Origin of the sequence: Bacillus sp. AF62 (assembly GCF_050312695.1) — a bacterium.
GTDB classification, from domain to species: domain Bacteria; phylum Bacillota; class Bacilli; order Bacillales; family Bacillaceae_G; genus Bacillus_A; species Bacillus_A cereus.
In genome coordinates this window covers 176,505-193,538 of record NZ_JBNPJZ010000058.1, presented here as the reverse complement: position 1 = coordinate 193,538, position 17,034 = coordinate 176,505, and the positions used below count along the sequence as shown (strand labels likewise).

The window sequence follows — 17,034 nt, the reverse complement described above, 5'->3', positions numbered from 1 at the left end:
TAATTCTTGTTGTACATCAATAATACGCAAGGCATGTTTCAATATAAAAACTCCTTTATGTAACATATTTATGTTATCCATAGCTTTTCTCATTTTTACAATCATAATGTCGCCATCTAGTATTTTTAGAAACTATTTCACTATAAACTTAATAAGTAATATTGTTATAAACTAATAGGACAGTCACTATTCGACAGGGCTCTAGGTCTTTTAACAAGTTCTCCTTGGCAATTAGGACATACATTGTTCATTAATTTTGTACACTCCTCACAAAATGTACATTCATGTGTACAAATAAAGGCTAATGATTGCGCCTCAATCTTCTTATTGCATTTCTCGCAATGTTTTCTCATCTCAAGTCCCATTTCAATTCCTCCAATAACATTATTTTCATGATATACTTAAAATTATAAATTTTAAATAATTTTGTTTAAATACAAATTATGAGTTATTTCATCTGGTAAACTTAAAAATTTAATTTATTATACGTATTTTACATTAAATAAAAAGGAGTTATTGAGAATGGATCACATTGACCAAAAAATTATATATATACTGCAAGAAGATGGACGGGTATCTATGACTGAGCTCGGAAAAATGGTTAACTTATCGACACCTGCTGTAAAAGAAAGAGTTAAAAAGTTAGAAGATAAAAGTATAATTACCGCCTATAGGGCAGTTATAAACCCAGAAAAGTTGAATAAGAATGTAACGGCTTTTGTATTGTTTGAATCAAAAAAATGTAAGCAATTCAGGGATTTTTGCAAAGAAAATCCCATGGTTTTTGAGTGCCACAGATTAGCTGGACAATATAGTTATTTGGTGAAAATAATCACTGAATCCGTGCATCAGTTAGAAGAATTTATCGATGATTCTATGGAGTTCGGCTATCCATCAACTTTAATTAACTTATCATCACCAGTTCAATATAGAAGTATTTCTTAATTTGGGATTTCAAGGATTTTTACGTCATGCTGCATATAGCAATTGAACTAACATAAAAAAATATAACGGACAAAACAGGCTATTCTTTCTATACAATAATAGGAAAGAATAGCTTTTTCAATAAATTGAGACCACGCTAAAGAATAATAAGTGTTCACATTTTGAATGTAGTAAATACATTTATGACACTATCCGATTTTGATGTTTTAATATGGTAATGCTTCATCCCTCTTGCTTTTTTATGCTATAAAATATGGTTGTGTTTCACTCTCCAAAGGGTTGAATCCTAGTTTTCAAGAGAGAAAAACGGATGAACTTTAATCCCCTTCTTCTAGTTTGCTACGATGAAATCTAGGTGTGTTTTCCACGCTAAAAAATTGATGCAGCCTCAGAAAGCCCTAACGGGATAGTTTCTTGTCTTTATTAAGTTCATTCTACTTGTTTCATTTGTGTTTCGTATTGAATATATAGTTACTAGAATGAACTGGAATAGATCTAATAAAACATAATAATATTTAAAAAACTTATCTTTTTGTCATAAACAAGTTTTATTATTTTGATGATGAAGTAGTCCCTTCATTTAGCGGATGCAGAACATTCGACTTGAACCTTCCTATATATGTGAAACAATATTTATAGCTCACCTACGGAAGTAAGCATAATTTTTGATTTCAATTTCAAACTTTCAGATTAATTTGGAATTCTTTTATGATAAGCTATATGTAAAGATTAAACATAAAACATAAAGGATGATTCGTATGCAAATAAGACCAAAGGTAAGTGAATATAACTCCTATTATGCAACGTATACCAACTTGGTATCAGACGGAAATATCATACATATTCTAGAACAACAAATGAAGGAAACGAATCTTTTATTACAGGGAATTTCTAATAGTGAGGGACTTTTCCGGTATGCTCCTACTAAATGGAGTATAAAAGAAGTAATCGGTCATATAGCAGATACAGAACGGATTATGGCGTATCGATTGTTATCAATCGCTCGAGGCGAGACAGCAGAACTTCCAGGCTATAATGATGATATGTATGTTCTTAGAGCTTCTTTTGATAAGCAATCTATGCAAGATCTTCTTGAGAATTTAATAGTTGTTCGCCAATCTACCCTGTATTTACTTAGAAGCTTAGATAAAGAAGCTTGATCACAAAGAGGAAATGCGAATAATTCTGAAGTTACAGTTCGTGCATTAGCATACATCATTGCTGGTCATGAGCTTCATCATCTTCAAATTATAAAAGAACGTTACCTTGGTTCTGATGTATATCCAGCAACTTAATATTTGAAGAAAAAGATTCCTATTTATGTAGGGCTCTTTTTCAGAATTTATAACGGATTAGCGCTTAGAACCATGGCAATTAAATGTCTTTATTTATAAAATTCACCACATAATATATATGTTATCCCCTCTTATTCTGTACATAATTTTCTTTAGGCTGATATACTATAAACACAATAGTTCTGGAAAGGTGATGATATTATGTATGAACAACAAAATAATAGAGATAGAGATCAAAAAATGATGTTTTCTATGCAAGGAGTTCCCACAAATAAAATTAACATGAATCAATTACCTAAATGGATTAGAATTTTTGGCTATTGCGCGTTTGGTTGGATGATAGTATTTAGTTTAATTATGATTGTAGGTTTAATTCTGCAATAACTATACAGATACATAGGGAAACGGGACAGCATTTAGATCATACATCTAGGTAATGTCCCGTTTTTTATGTGTAATTATCCCATGATATAGGTAACCAATTATAATAAAAAGAACTTGTAGGATATTCTACAAGTTCTTTTTCAAATATTATTAAAACGGGAACGACAAACTATTTTAACATTCAGTACAGGGAGACCATTTTGATTATGGCTTGATTTTATTATAAATCAAATATAAGCTTTTGAAAGGTCTAGTTTTTGAAAAATATGTGAATTAAACAGCTACGATGTTTATATTAGATTTCATTTATGACTAACTTCTTCTTACTTAAATACACTGCACGATCTGATTTTTTAGCAACCTCCTGTGAGTGCGTCACAACAATAATGCATTTATTCTCTTTATGTGCAAGTTCTTGAAACAGTTCTATTATATCCATTGCGGTTTCCTCGTCGAGGTTTCCTGTCGGCTCATCTGCAATTAGTAAATCAACATTACAAGATAGTGCTCGAGCAATTGCTACACGCTGTTGCTGTCCACCGCTTAGTTGCAATACGTTTCGTTTCGCTTCAAGTTCTGTGAGTCCTACCCTCTCTAATAATTCTAATGCTCTTGCTGTTTTATTTTGTACTTTAACACCTGTAATTTCCATTGCTGTTAAGACATTTTGAAGAGCGGTCATATAGGTAATTAAGTTATAAGATTGGAAAATTACAGATACATTTTGATTACGGTATCGATCCAAACCAATTTTTCTAATATCTTTGCCATTATACAGTACATAACCATTTTTAGGGACATCCAGTCCACAACCTAAGCTCAGAGTTGTGGTTTTACCAGATCCAGATGGTCCTAAAATCGTGTAGAAATGTCCTTTTTGAAAAGAAAAGTTAACATTATCTAGTATCGCTACATTTTTCCCATTACTTTCATAATAATAGTCCAAATTTTTAAACTGTAAAATCGTCTCCATATCGAGCCTCCTCATTCATCTTTTAAAAGAATTTGTTTTGGGTTTAAACGTAGAATAGATAATGCCGGAAGAAGCGTTGCTATTATAGCAATAGCTAGTCCAATTCCACCCATTTTTCCTACATCTTCTCCTGTTACACTTACATCAATTTTATCAATTGGATCTTCTTTTTGATTTTGTAGAGTACCACCAGGTCCAGCCATCATTACAGTACCATGTTGCGAGGTATCTGTTTCTTCGCTCGCAGTAGCAATTTCATTCGAAAGTAAATTATCCCCGATATATTGAGAAACTTTAGCTCCTGTTGTTATGGATAATCCAAATGCTAAAATAGCGACACAGACCACTTCTACTACGAATTGCGCCATCAGTTTCCACTTTTTTTCTCCAATAGACAATAGAATTCCCATTTCTTTACGACGCCCTTTAATTGATAGCATAATGATTAATCCTAAAATGATCGCACCTGCAATTGATACAATATAAATAATCATTTGAGAAGTCGAAGAGATATTTTCGATAGGACCAATCATTTGCTTGTACAATGAATCATGCGCATCTAATTTATAATAATTAAAATCAATATTAGATTTTTTTGCTTCTTTTTTAAATGCATCAATATATTGTGGATCATTCAAGAAATACACGACTTGAACACTACTTATACCTTGGTCTACTTCTAATTTTTTCATAGTTGAATGCGGCATATATAGTTTATTAGCCGGATCCATTATAGGAGGAACCTGTTGAACCATTGCTTGCTCATTTGTTTCGTAAATACCAATAATTTCAACCTCAAGGGTTTCCTTCTTATCCCCTGATTGCACTTTAACTTTGTCTCCTACTTTCAAATTGTTTAATTCCGCTAATCGTTTTTCCATTAAAGCTACATTCTGATCCTTCATTTGCTCTGTAATTGGTTTTCCATCAATGATTTTACTTTTTCCGTTTTTAAAGCTTTCTTGTAATGCAGTCTTGCGAACTCCCTCAATCATAAAAGAAGCATTCATATCTATTTCTGTACCAGAGCTTGAACCGCCTCGCACAGCCGTCATTCCGGCTTTACCTTTACCTTCTTCTTCTCCTTCTGAAGCTCCTACTAGTTTAAGTCCATCAGAAATACCGAAAGTGTTAGCTATGTAATTATAGTCTTTTACATACTTGGACTTCGCTAATTGTTCTGTTTCTTTTGTATCAAGCTGCGGGGGATTTGGCATTTCTCCAGTTTCCTTAGCTTTTTGACCTAATTTGTCGAAATCAAGACCTAAAGTAACATCTGCACCAAGTTTTTTTCTCGCAGCATCCGCTGCTTTTTTTGATGCATTTTGGATTGTAAAACCTGAAAGAACCAAATTTGTAACAATCAGAAAAACTGCCATCAAAATTAATGATGTTCCTATCCTTTTTTTCATACTGAGAATTGCTCGTTTCATAAAATTCATTTTTTCTTACCTCCTTGATAACTTGTATTCTATATAGGTTATCTAGAGTTTATATGGAGCTAATCGGTAGTTTAACTAGAGATACAAGGAGTTTATGTGTAGTTATTTACCTGTTCCAAAAAAGCTAGAACACAAATTCAAAAACTCAGTCGTTTTTTAATTTCGGTAAGGAGTTATTCCGTTTAATAAATTATAAGGTTAAGATTAATTTAATATATGTAGCACAAAAAATATTTACTGTGTAATTTCTATACAATAAATATAGAGAAACCTATTTGGATATCTATAATAGGGATTTTAATATAGTTACTGTATCTCATACAAATCACGTCGCTTTAAAAGGTGCATCTTTTAATACGAAAATAAGCAAGTTAATATTCTCTTATATGAATAAGAATATTAACTTACTTTTTAGATTTTAGTATAATTTATTTATAGTTTTATTTTATTGCAAGCTTTATAATATGATATACAAATTTATCACCTACTATTAGGAAAAGAGCATATTTTATAATTAATTTACAACATAAATTTTGTCCAGGTTTTAAACAATATGTATTTTGGAGGAGGTTAATTTGATTTTTTCAAAACTCATTGATCGGTACGCCTTATATGATTTACACAAAAAAAGAAGTGTAGCGTTTCAGTATACTTCCCTATCTAACACTTCATTAAATATAAAGGACATAGAATCTTTTTATAAAGTAAAACCATCCTATATTCATTTTGACATTAAGCATTCAAAACAGGAAAAGGAATACATGGTTGGGCAATTCAAATATAAAAGCTCGGTTCAATCCGGTGATTCACGCAACGACTCTGTAACTGGGGAATTATTCTTACATAAAAATAAAAATGCACCTCATGTTATCTTTGTTCACGGTTGGAGAATGGATTCTAACGAACGTGTGAAAAAAATATTCCACGATCATATGACCAGCCTGAAGTGGAATATGTATTATTTCACTCTACCCTATCATTTTGAAAGAAAACCCGATCAATCCTTTTTCAGTGGAGAGTATATGGTAAGTGCAAATATTGAACGAACAGTACAAGCAACTAGACAAGCGGTAGCTGATTTACGAGCTTTGATTAAATGGATTAAAGCAAATAAAAATGGTCCCCTGATTCTAATAGGAATTAGTTTAGGTGGATTTATTACTAACTTAACCTCTCTTGTTGAAGAAGAAATTGATGTGTTAGCATCCATTTTCTATGCAAATCGACTCTCTTATTCAATTTGGAATACAACTCCAGGTAAATTTATTAGAGAAGACTTGGAACATCATGGTGTAACGTATGATAATTTAATAGATTATTGGAAAATCACTGAACCGAGTCAAGCATTACCAAAAGTAAAAAAAGAAAATATTTTATTAATTTCAGGTAAACACGATTTATATGTGCACTCTGAGGATACGGACTATTTGTGGGAATCTTGGGAAAGACCTACGCGATATATTTATACATGTGGGCATGCCGGGATTGTTCTTAAACGTAAAAAAATTGCCGCTGATACTATTAATTTTATTCAGAATCGATTGAACTCCCCACATTTATCCAATGACAGGTCTTAAATTGTGAGATTACTAAGTAGGGGTAGTACCAACATTCGTACACTAAGATTCTTTCAACATAAAGATTGTTGATAACTTGTACGTGTCAGTAATGCTGGTGTTACTTTAAATACAAAGAGCATGTTTAAAAAAATGATAATAACATGCTCTAAACTTATCTATTTATTTCTTACAGATATCTATAGATAATATTGAAACATCCCATGTATTAAAAAGTGTTCCCTGCAGTGCATTTATGTATCGATCTGCTGACTTCTGAACAGCAAGGTCCACATGCTTTGACACGACTCGATGAAAAGCATTATAAATACGGTTGAATGGTAGCCCTTTTACTATATCCGTCAGCTATTTTACTTTACTAGCAGTGGATGTAGATAACTGTACATGAAACTCACTCACTGACAGTTGGCAATCACTTGAAAAATATCACCTGTTAGCAAAATGCCTTAATATAATTTCCAACTTTCCAGTGTAAAACAGTTCTTCCTTTAAAATGACCTCCAAGACGATTTAATGTAATGCCATTTGATTAATTCAAAAGACTCACATACTTGTATACTCAAAATCCCTTTGATTTGTTTTTTGATGGTAAAACATGTTTCTCTACTCTTCCATATAGAGTAAGCAACTTGTTGATAAAAGAAAATTTCGGTATAAACCAATACGAAAATAACGCTGAAACACATCCTATTAAAGCCCCTATTACTACATCAAAAGGATAATGAACTCCTACCCAAATACGAGAGATTGCCACACAAAATGCAAGTATAAGCCATAACCATCCAGTCTTCTTATGAACAAGCAAAAATGAAAAACAAATCGAAAAAAAGAGAATCGTATGGTCGCTAGGAAATGAATTATCTATAGCATGATTGACAAGTTTATTAACATCAGGCAATACTGCAAATGGTTGATAATTCAAATGAAATTTCCCTGCTATTTTCCCGATTACCTCAGCAATTACAAAAGCAACCATCGCTTGAATAACCATCATCCTACTTTTTCTGGACCCAGTAAACCAATAAGCTAAAATAATAAAAGCTAAAATATATACCATATATTCTGCCAAAAATACCATGGCTGAGTTTAGGAATGAATATTGTTTACCTAAATCATTAATTGCTCGAAAAATATCAATATTGAATTGAGAAAAAGACATTTCAAATCCCTCCTTTTTAGTAAGGTGTTTTACTGATTTCCATATACTTTCATTACATAAATAGTTTTGGTTATTGTATCTATCTAAAAATATCAACCTCTTATGACATCACTTTCTTCTTTTTCACTTTAATAAAAAAAGAAAAAGGAAAACATCGAACTTTCTTACAAACATTCATGCATTCTTACAGTTTTGTCATTTTCTTGTCATTTTGTAAATAGGTTCATCGTCTTGCCTTTTGCTATTTTCAAGAACTCTTATATCTACAATTATGGAAACCCTAATTTCACATTAAAAAGAGAAGAACCTTAGTGAGTTCTTCTCTTTTTGTTTATTAAATTGTAATATAATTACAGTATGTGAAATTATATTATTTTAACTTTAAAACAAATGAACTTAATGCAGGAACTTTAATTTTATTGTCATGGACAACATATAGTGGTTTACTTCCCGCCTGCTTCCCGTCTACTAGTACTTTCCAAGGCCCTTTCGATGGAAGTGTTATTTCAACCGCTTCTCTATTTGCATTATGAGCCACCGTAAAGTATTCATTTTTATTCCCCTCTATTGTATAAGCTAACGTATTTTTCGGGGCACCTATAAATGAAACTTGTGTTTTTATTTGCTCTGCAGATGTCATTCGAAAAGCTGAGTACTTTTTGCGTAATTCTATTAAACCCTTCATATAATCTACTTCATTATTAAACGTTGCACGGCGCAGCCAATCCATCTGGTTAATTGAATCTGGAGATTTGTAACTATTATGATCACCGTATTTCGTCCGCATAAACTCTTGCCCTGCATGTAAAAATGGAATTCCTTGTGATGTTAATAAAATTGAAGAAGACAATTTGTGCATTTGTTTTCGCACTTCATCGTTGTCACCTGGATTAGTTAACTCAAGTTTATCCCATAATGTATGATTGTCATGTGCTTCCACATAAGTTAATACCTGCTCTGGATCTTGATAGGTAGACAAATTGGTATCATAGTCAATACCTGCTGTAATGCCTTTTTTAATACGATCTTCCATGTTTTGCTTTCCATTTACAAAACCATTTTCTTTCTCCTCAAATACACTACCTTTCAATCCATCACGTATATTATCGTTAAAATGAGCAATCCCTTTCATTTTCCCCGCATTTTTTTGATTTGCTTTCAACTCAGCTGCAAGAGGTGTATTTAAATCCCAGCCTTCTCCATGCAGTATAATAGAAGGGTCAATTTGATTAACAGCTTTACGTATTTCATTCATCGTTTCATAATCATGAATACCCATTAAATCAAAACGGAATCCATCTAAATTGTATTCTTTTGCCCAGTATGCTACAGAATCGATCATAAACTTCCTCATCATTTTTCTTTCTGAAGCAGTATCATTTCCTACACCGGTTCCATTTGCAAATGTTCCATCTTCATTGTAACGATAATAATAACCTGGAACTAACTTATGAAAATTAGATTCAGCAGCATTATACATATGGTTATATACTACATCCATCACCACACGAAGATTATTATCATGCAGTGTTTGAACCATTTGCTTTAATTCAGTTATTCGAACAGTCGGCTCATAAGGATTTGTAGAATAGGAGCCTTCTGGAACATTGAAATTTTTAGGATCATATCCCCAGTTATATTGCGGTTCATTTAAAGTCTCTTCATTTACTGAAGCATAATCAAATATCGGTAAAAACTGAACGTGAGTAACACCAAGATCCTTTATATGATCAAGTCCTGTTTTTACACCTTCTGGCCCTTTTGTTCCTTTTTCTGTTACACCTAAATATTTCCCTCTCTGTTTAATACCACTTTCAGGTTGGATGGAAAGATCGCGTACATGTAATTCATAAATAATAGCATCTTCTGGATTTTTAAATTTTGGCTTTTTGTTTGCTTTCCATTTTTTCGGATTTGTTTCTTCTAAATCAACAACCGCACCTTTATCTCCATTTACAGAAGCAGCACGTGCATACGGATCAACTGCTTCAGTCCACTTATCACCAATTTTGACCTTATACGTATAAAAGAGCCCTTTTTGGTTCCCCTTTAGTTCTGCTGTCCAAGTTCCCTTTTCACCTTGCTGCATGTTTATTTCAGTACCTATTTTATCGCTCCATTTTTTATATGTAACCAACTTCACTTCACTCGCAGTAGGAGCCCATACACGGAACTTTGTATATTGCGGAGTATATATATTTCCTAAATCGTTACCACTATAATAAAATAAATTATCAAATTCCTCGCTACGAATGATTTTACCAATTTCAGTATTCGTATCAGCTAAGTTTTCTATTTTAAGTTTGTATGTTTGTTTTAAATCAATTTTCTGTTCCGTAATTATTTTAACCTTATTAGTAATATCTCCACTGTTTATATCATAAGGACTAATATCCTTAATTTTAATGCCTTCAATTTCAATTTTCTTTTCCCTAATATTAAATGGGACATTAGTCGTTACAGTAATTTCATGGAAACTATCAATAGTTGCTTTTTGAATTGAGAGATCCGATGAAGGTTTAGAGTTATATACTTTTTCATCACCCGAAAGAATCCATACTTCAGCACGACCGTCCTTTATATTTTCAATCCAACGATCTCCACCATCTTTTTCCCATTCATTTGTTCGAACTATAAATCCTACACGATTATAGTCACCGTCTATTTTTATCTTAGCGTATTTTCCAAATTCATCTTCACCAGTAAATTCATAAGATGTACCATTTGCATTTTCACCCCATAACCAAAGATTCCAGTCTTTTGTATTTCCAAGCTTCTCTTTGTAATGAATGATAATTTCAGTTGTTTTCGAATTTGAAATTGCCTTCACACTCTGAAAGGAGAAAACAGATGATAACATAACGATTATGGTAAGTAATAAGAATGATTTGTTAATTAACCTTTTTGTAATTTGCACCACATACACCCTTTCTTCAAATATTACTAGCGATTTATTATGCTTACACTGAATAACACTGCTTAAATTAATCTAGAAATCTCTTTTAATTCACCTCCATATTGGCTATTTTCACGTATGTATTTCAATGACCTTTTAATACGAAAACGTTTGCATTAATGCTTAAAAAAATAGATTTTTGTATGCCCTCATATATTTGTAAATGCTAAAAGGTCAGGGAAATCATTTTAAAGCAATCGTTTGTTATCGCTTTCATTTTATAGACTTTCTATCAAGAGGTCAATATATTATTAATTTTCTGTTTTTACACACTTTAAACCTTATTTATCGCAACTTCTTACAGATAACGCACCTAATTATTGCTTAGTCAGTTTATTTCCAACAATAAATTGCTACGAAAAAAACAGCTAATATCCTTAAAATGATATTAGCTGTTTTTCATAATGTGTTAATATATGAATGATAACTATATTTCTAAATTAATTAATTTTTGCTGCATCACATGCCTTTTGAACTGCTTGAACTTCAGCTGTATTTGAACCATATTTATTAGTTGCCACTCGAATACATGCTGATCTCAATTCTTTGAAATTAGAAGTCATGTTTAACTCATCAGTATTTGCATAATAGAAAATATCAAACATTTTATCTTCACCAATTCCTTTAACAGTCACTCCGTTATGAGTTCCGCCTTTTGCAATGAGATACGCAACTTTATTAATAATACTTGAATTAAAATGAACACCGCCTTGATCCCATCCATTAAAATCGTTAAATTCACTGTAATCATCTGGATAAGGTACTCCAAGTGAAGATGGAACAGAAGCTGGGTTTTCCATATCACGGAAAACAGATCCCGTTTGTTCTCCCATTGTCCAGTTAAAGTTTCCATTATTTACGTATTTCTCAATAGATGTTCCCATAATATCAGATAGTGCCTCATTAATCGCACCGGATTCCCCGTAATATTCAAGATTAGATTCGCTAGAAGTAACAGCATGTGTAAATTCATGTCCAGCTACGTCATATGCTTTAACAATAGGATCACCATATACAAGCATACTTCCATTATTAGCACTTAATGCATTCTGCCAATTCTTCGGATCATTCGTCTCTTCAGAATCCCAAGCGTGTACAACTGAAACTACCTTTTGTCCCTTATTATCAAAGCTATTACGCTTGTATTTATCTTTATAAAAATCAAATACTTTTGTTGCTAAGTAATGAGCACTTACTGCTTTTGGATCGTTAAATGTTGCCGAAGTACTAGTCGCTAATGTACCAGGATAATAGCTTTCTTCTTTAGTAATATCTCTGTAATTCACATCATATGTTTCAATTCCTTGCCCTCTTGTATAATCAGCAAGAGCATATTTGCCATTACTTTGTTTAGAGATACCAAATGAACGATTAATACCTAAATCATCTTTTCCTGTTCCGGTTAATGATGTAAGACTGCTTTGTTTACTTTTCTTTAAAGCGCCAACTAGTTTGTCACTGGCTTTTAAGTTAGATTCTTGTACCATATTTTTTAACATATCACCATTTTGTGCATTTACTAAATAAGTACCAGAAACATAGTTTGGTGTTGCAGCTTCAAATTTAACTTGGTATGCATTTTTAGCTTGTCCATTATTTTCATCAACAAAAATAACCTCTTTAACTTCTGGCTCAGTAATAAACTTGATATCGTTCCCGTACTTCGTATAAATAAATTGTTTTGCTTCATCTTTTGATAGATTAATAGGTTTTTTCAATTCTTCTTGTTTTAAATTTTGCGCGCTATCACCTGAAACACTTTTAATAACACCATTATTATCTACGTGTGCAGTTAATTGATGACCATATACTTCTTTTCCTTCGTATGTTTGCTGCATACGCACAAGTGTAGTTCCATCATACGAACCACGTTTTTGCAGGACTTTATAATCTACTCCTACTTCTCCATTGACTTGTTTTTGGGACAGAGCTTGCCCTGTTTTCTCCTTAAGTGCATCCTTTACTACATTTTCTGGTGCCTTTTGTGACGGCTGTGTAAGTTCACCCGAACGGAACGATTCCTCCTGAATTTGAACTTGTAGTTGATCTGTTTCCTCTGCATGACCTACCCCATATGGTGCCACAGCTGTTAAAGCTAATCCTGTTGTTAATGCTACCTTAGTAAATGTCTTTTTGTTTTTCATTATTTCACCTCGTATAATTTTTGAAATAGAAAGCTTGTACAAAGTATACTGTCTATTTCTGTCGGAAAAAAGAGAAAATACACAATTTATGTAACATTATGCAAAATTACATAAATTGTGGTCAATATTATAAATAATGAACGGAACACATATGTACATTAATTTGAATAAAAAAAGAGTCCTTTTAAGCGCTCATCCAATTGGTTAATTATTAATTATCTATATTCATTGTAATAAAAGTATACTTACCTCTAAATAACACCATAAAAACCCACTCTTTACTATTTTAAGAGTGGGTTTAATGTTATTAAAATAACAATTACTATAAGAAACCTTATAATTTATATTTTTTTAGTAATCCTACTAAGTTTTTTGTAAAATTCACCTTTCGTTTTTATATGCTTAAACTGATTTGGATTAATATTTGCTTTTTGTGAGAGTGCTACAATCTCTTCTTTTGAAATTGAGTCTTTAGTATTTATAGATGCTATATTTGTGTATTTTCCGTCTTCTGTTTTTGGAATTTCTAAAATCCCTTTATTTACAAGATCAACTACCGCCTTATGCTCTGAAGAATGTATATCTACACCAGTAATTTTCCAATTACGCATAACTTTTGGCGTGTATACACCGTTCTTTACCTCTTTTAAATATGTAATAGCGAGGTTACGAATGGTTCCACCTGTTTCTCCGAATGCATTCTCTTGTTTAGATGACCAAATTTGTTCAAACTTACGCCCCTCTAAAGCTCCTCCTTTTGCCTGAAGAGCCTCCATTCTATATGCATTCATTCCCAGCGTCATAACATCGCTCATTTTGATTGGTTTGTTTGTACGAATAGAGCGTAAATTTGTAATTCTACTTCCGTATGGTTTTGTTAAGTCAATTTCGTATTTTACGCCTCCAAAGAAATCGTTCGTACTGTATTTAGATGCACGGCGGGTTTTATCAAAGCTAACGGTTACATCTCCGACACGAGATGAGTTAAAATATCCTGCTGCCCATTCCATATAGTCTTTTAAATCTTTTCCAGAAATCTTATATACTGTAATTTCTCCCAAAGCATATTGATAATTATACGCAATATCTTTCTTCTTTATAGGCCCAATATCCAAACGGGCATAATCATTATCAATTTGATGGGCTACTACATCCGCTTTACTGTAATAGAGCATGACTTCATGAAAGAAATCTGATAAAGGTGTTTCTTGAATCTGAACACTCGGAATACCCTTTATTTCATTTTCAGGAACAAGATTTCTACCCTTTAATTGAGCGACTACAACATTTGCATCGCCTCTCGCATATTCGTGAAAAGGTGTTAATGTTTCTTCAAGTGTAGGATCAGATAATATCGTTGTTCCATCAGCATTTTTTACAGGTATAGCGGTAGCAGTTTTATCTTTTAAAACCAACTTCCCATCTTGCTTTGTAAAAGTAAGGTCAATACGTGAAATATGTGTTCCATATTTATCTGGTTCTGTAATAATTACGCCATTTACAACTTCTTTTTTTACAAGTTTATGCATATGAGCCGCAAAAATAGCACTTAGTTCCGGACAAGCATTTGCAATATCTTGAACACCAGTACCAGGGATACCATTCTCATTTTCTAATCCCATATGCATAACTCCTACCATTACATCTACTTTACCTTCTAATTCCTTAATTGCCTTTTTCGTCTCTTCTACCGGATTTTTCACCACTAAACCATCTAAGTGATCTGTCCCTTTTTCAAAATCACTAATCATTGGTGTATTCATACCAATAATCCCGACTTTAATTCCACCTTTTTCTACAATTGTATATGCAGGAAGAAAGCGCTCTCCATTTTCCTTATAAATATTTCCTGCTAACGTTTTTCCCTTATATTGCTCACTAACTTTTTTCAATGTATCTAATCCAAAGTTGAATTCATGATTTCCAAATGCCCAGGCGTCATATCCCATTGTATTCATCGCTACCATCATTGGCGATTGCGGCTTATCATTGAATAATTCTACTGAGTTCCCTTGAATTGTATCCCCTGCATCTACTAATATGGTATTTGGATTTTCTTGACGGACCTTCTTTATAACCGTATAAAGCTGTGTCAAACTTCCACTCATATTTGCTCCATCAAGCGCATAATCCCAAGGCATAAATCTACCATGAATATCTGCAGTACCTAACAATGTAATATTTACTTCAGATTCCTCAGCCTTAGAGATAGGTGGTTTGACTATTACTGCTGTTCCAAGCAGTAATAGAATTACAAAGTAACATACATAGTTCTTCCATTTCATTTTTTGCATAATAATAATATTTCTCCCCTTTTTGTACTTTCGTAAAGTTGTTTGAACTTTAAAAATGTAACTTATTATTCAGGAAACTTCAACTACAAAAGATAATTTTGAAGGTTGTTCTGTTGCAAAAATAAAGAGAATAAATTGCATACATCCCCTAACAGAATCGTATTTTATCGTTTTCTGACAGAATACTCCTTCCTTAAACGTGTGAAGAGTACTTTCAAAATATATACATATCATTCGTCAACATAAAAATCATTATTTCAATTTATTAAAACGGGCATATACAATATGTTATGATGATTATTTTTTGGAATTTCGTTGCTGATTTATTTCCTTCTAAATAAAAACACTTTCAAAAAAAATAACCCCGCTCTTCATTTAAGACGGGGTTACACTTATACAGAAAATCGGGTAGTTTCATATTTTCTTAAGTTTATTGGTTACTTTCAACTAATTTCATTCTACTTTTGTCTTCTTCTGAATCAATATGAATCAACCGTTTTCCCTGTTTATAATACGTATCAATAAATAGGGAGAAATTTTTACTTTTCAATTTCACAAAGCAATTTTATCTCTTTTATTTGTGAAATATGACGCTGTTCATGTAAATAAATCAGTTCTATCCACTGATCAAGGGATAATTCTCCAAGAGCTGGATGCATCACTGATTTTTTCGCTAATATAGATTCATCTTCTATTGTACTCAGGAAACGCATTAATTCTTTTCTTGATTCGTTTAGCATATTGAGCATTTGCTCCACTTCAAATGGTTCTATACTTGGTTCAATCATTTCTGGAGCTATAAACTTTTTCGTTCTATCTAATAAAATAGTGTGAATTTCTTTACGCTCATTTTGGGTACTATCTAACTTTTTTAATCCTGACGAAATAACTGTTATCACTCTCTCATCTAATAAAACTAAATGATGACAAACTTGTGCAATACTCCATTTATCCTTATCTGGTTTCCTATTAAATTGAGCATCACTCAAAAAAGAAATTTCCTCAACTAATTGATTTCTCGTTTCATAAAACTTGTCATTTACAAATGTACCCATGCGGATTCTCCTTTCATTGCAACCTACATACTTAAATTTCTACGCTAAAAATATTATCTTCGAAAACAGATTTTCTTTCACTACTATTCCAATTTCATTTTAAAGTCACAAATGAAGTTATTTGTTTTTTTGTATGTTTTTAATTGGCACAAATAAATCAACCTTTAACTTTCCTTCTAGATCTTCAGCAACATTATTTAAGCAAAACTCTAAATTATCTCTATCATAATCTGCATCATACTCACTATTTGGTAGCCACGCTGCATACATGTATTGATACGCTTCACTTAATTTATGAGGTTCATCATAGAACTGGTATAGACCATATGTACCTCCATCTAATCTTTTAAATTGCACATCAAGATACTTTTCTTTATCGAAGTTTTCAGGAATCGTAACACATGCATCATGCCGGCACTTATGACTTGCAACAAGTTCAGGATTATCTAATGATATTCCGATAAATGATTGCTCTGGTGGATACAGTTTATTTTCAATTGACCAGTTCAGTAACTTCCCCCAGTGATCTTGCAGTTCAAAGTAGCTACCAGTTCGTCTTATATACGCTACTTCTAATGGTGGTAATTTTTTTATAACAACTTTCATTTACATCTTCTCCCCTATAAATACGTACACTGTTTATTTAGCTTTCTTTAATATTTATTCCTTCTTAAACAAAAAGAATTTTCTAATCACATAAAGTGTAACTTTAATCAGCGATGGTTTTGTTCATCCCCACTGATTATTAGTTGAACCAATCGGGCTACCAGTTAATACGGGATAAACTTTAATTGATAACATGTATAACAA

12 protein-coding genes and 2 pseudogenes are annotated in these 17,034 nt (G+C 32.3%); 4 read left to right on the top strand and 10 right to left on the bottom strand.

Annotated features, from left to right (window positions below; genetic code table 11):
• Positions 1–164: 164 nt before the first annotated feature.
• Entirely contained in the window at positions 165–365 is a 201-nt protein-coding gene (locus ACQRBL_RS13005) for a DUF1272 domain-containing protein (RefSeq protein ID WP_023522116.1), read from the bottom strand.
• Positions 366–522: 157 nt separating this feature from the next.
• Between ACQRBL_RS13005 and ACQRBL_RS13000 the strand changes: the two genes are divergently transcribed.
• The 3 genes and pseudogenes from ACQRBL_RS13000 to ACQRBL_RS12990 all read left to right on the top strand — a co-directional run bounded on the left by ACQRBL_RS13000 (position 523) and on the right by ACQRBL_RS12990 (position 2,624).
• Positions 523–945, top strand: a complete 423-nt coding sequence (locus tag ACQRBL_RS13000) for an Lrp/AsnC family transcriptional regulator (RefSeq protein WP_000349584.1) — start codon at positions 523–525, stop codon at positions 943–945.
• 758 nt (positions 946–1,703) lie between these two features.
• Positions 1,704–2,240: pseudogene (locus ACQRBL_RS12995) on the top strand (DinB family protein).
• Between the two features lie 201 nt (positions 2,241–2,441).
• The gene (locus tag ACQRBL_RS12990; protein WP_000273238.1) at positions 2,442–2,624 is read left to right on the top strand and encodes a hypothetical protein; all 183 of its coding nucleotides are present in this window, start codon (positions 2,442–2,444) and stop codon (positions 2,622–2,624) included.
• 295 nt (positions 2,625–2,919) lie between these two features.
• Here the strand turns inward: ACQRBL_RS12990 and ACQRBL_RS12985 are convergent, their stop codons facing one another.
• Entirely contained in the window at positions 2,920–3,597 is a 678-nt protein-coding gene (locus ACQRBL_RS12985) for an ABC transporter ATP-binding protein (protein WP_053564280.1), read from the bottom strand.
• 11 nt (positions 3,598–3,608) lie between these two features.
• The gene (locus ACQRBL_RS12980; protein WP_411995545.1) at positions 3,609–5,039 is read right to left on the bottom strand and encodes an ABC transporter permease; all 1,431 of its coding nucleotides are present in this window, start codon (positions 5,037–5,039) and stop codon (positions 3,609–3,611) included.
• Between the two features lie 575 nt (positions 5,040–5,614).
• On the opposite strand from ACQRBL_RS12980, the gene ACQRBL_RS12975 reads away from it, so the two are divergent.
• Positions 5,615–6,616, top strand: coding sequence for an alpha/beta hydrolase (locus tag ACQRBL_RS12975; protein WP_411995546.1), 1,002 nt, complete (start codon positions 5,615–5,617; stop codon positions 6,614–6,616).
• A gap of 162 nt (positions 6,617–6,778) precedes the next feature.
• Here ACQRBL_RS12975 and ACQRBL_RS12970 read toward each other — a convergent pair.
• From ACQRBL_RS12970 to ACQRBL_RS12940, 7 genes and pseudogenes are all read right to left on the bottom strand, one after another.
• Positions 6,779–7,145: pseudogene (locus ACQRBL_RS12970) on the bottom strand (hypothetical protein); the annotation flags it as partial.
• Between the two features lie 30 nt (positions 7,146–7,175).
• Positions 7,176–7,775 carry an undecaprenyl-diphosphatase gene (locus tag ACQRBL_RS12965; protein ID WP_411995547.1) on the bottom strand — a complete coding sequence of 200 codons (600 nt, stop codon included), beginning with the start codon at positions 7,773–7,775 and terminating at the stop codon, positions 7,176–7,178.
• Between the two features lie 370 nt (positions 7,776–8,145).
• Positions 8,146–10,692 carry a type I pullulanase gene (gene pulA / locus ACQRBL_RS12960; RefSeq protein WP_411995548.1) on the bottom strand — a complete coding sequence of 849 codons (2,547 nt, stop codon included), beginning with the start codon at positions 10,690–10,692 and terminating at the stop codon, positions 8,146–8,148.
• Positions 10,693–11,171: 479 nt separating this feature from the next.
• Entirely contained in the window at positions 11,172–12,875 is a 1,704-nt protein-coding gene (locus ACQRBL_RS12955; protein WP_411995549.1) for a M4 family metallopeptidase, read from the bottom strand.
• Positions 12,876–13,216: 341 nt separating this feature from the next.
• Positions 13,217–15,169: a bifunctional metallophosphatase/5'-nucleotidase gene (locus tag ACQRBL_RS12950; RefSeq protein WP_411995550.1), complete on the bottom strand. Its 1,953-nt coding sequence runs from the start codon at positions 15,167–15,169 to the stop codon at positions 13,217–13,219.
• Positions 15,170–15,708: 539 nt separating this feature from the next.
• On the bottom strand, positions 15,709–16,224 hold the full coding sequence (locus ACQRBL_RS12945; RefSeq protein ID WP_120460127.1) for a DinB family protein: 516 nt from the start codon (positions 16,222–16,224) through the stop codon (positions 15,709–15,711).
• Between the two features lie 117 nt (positions 16,225–16,341).
• A complete protein-coding gene (locus ACQRBL_RS12940) occupies positions 16,342–16,830 on the bottom strand; it encodes an AraC family transcriptional regulator (protein WP_411995551.1) in 489 nt (162 codons plus the stop codon).
• Between the last annotated feature and the right edge of the window lie 204 nt (positions 16,831–17,034).

Coding starts and splice junctions, on each gene's coding strand:
- ACQRBL_RS13005 (WP_023522116.1), bottom strand. CDS start 365: ATGGGACTTGAGATGAGAAAACATTGCGAGAAATGCAATAAGAAGATT.
- ACQRBL_RS13000 (WP_000349584.1), top strand. CDS start 523: ATGGATCACATTGACCAAAAAATTATATATATACTGCAAGAAGATGGA.
- ACQRBL_RS12990 (WP_000273238.1), top strand. CDS start 2,442: ATGTATGAACAACAAAATAATAGAGATAGAGATCAAAAAATGATGTTT.
- ACQRBL_RS12985 (WP_053564280.1), bottom strand. CDS start 3,597: ATGGAGACGATTTTACAGTTTAAAAATTTGGACTATTATTATGAAAGT.
- ACQRBL_RS12980 (WP_411995545.1), bottom strand. CDS start 5,039: ATGAATTTTATGAAACGAGCAATTCTCAGTATGAAAAAAAGGATAGGA.
- ACQRBL_RS12965 (WP_411995547.1), bottom strand. CDS start 7,775: ATGTCTTTTTCTCAATTCAATATTGATATTTTTCGAGCAATTAATGAT.
- ACQRBL_RS12955 (WP_411995549.1), bottom strand. CDS start 12,875: ATGAAAAACAAAAAGACATTTACTAAGGTAGCATTAACAACAGGATTA.
- ACQRBL_RS12950 (WP_411995550.1), bottom strand. CDS start 15,169: ATGCAAAAAATGAAATGGAAGAACTATGTATGTTACTTTGTAATTCTA.
- ACQRBL_RS12945 (WP_120460127.1), bottom strand. CDS start 16,224: ATGGGTACATTTGTAAATGACAAGTTTTATGAAACGAGAAATCAATTA.
- ACQRBL_RS12940 (WP_411995551.1), bottom strand. CDS start 16,830: ATGAAAGTTGTTATAAAAAAATTACCACCATTAGAAGTAGCGTATATA.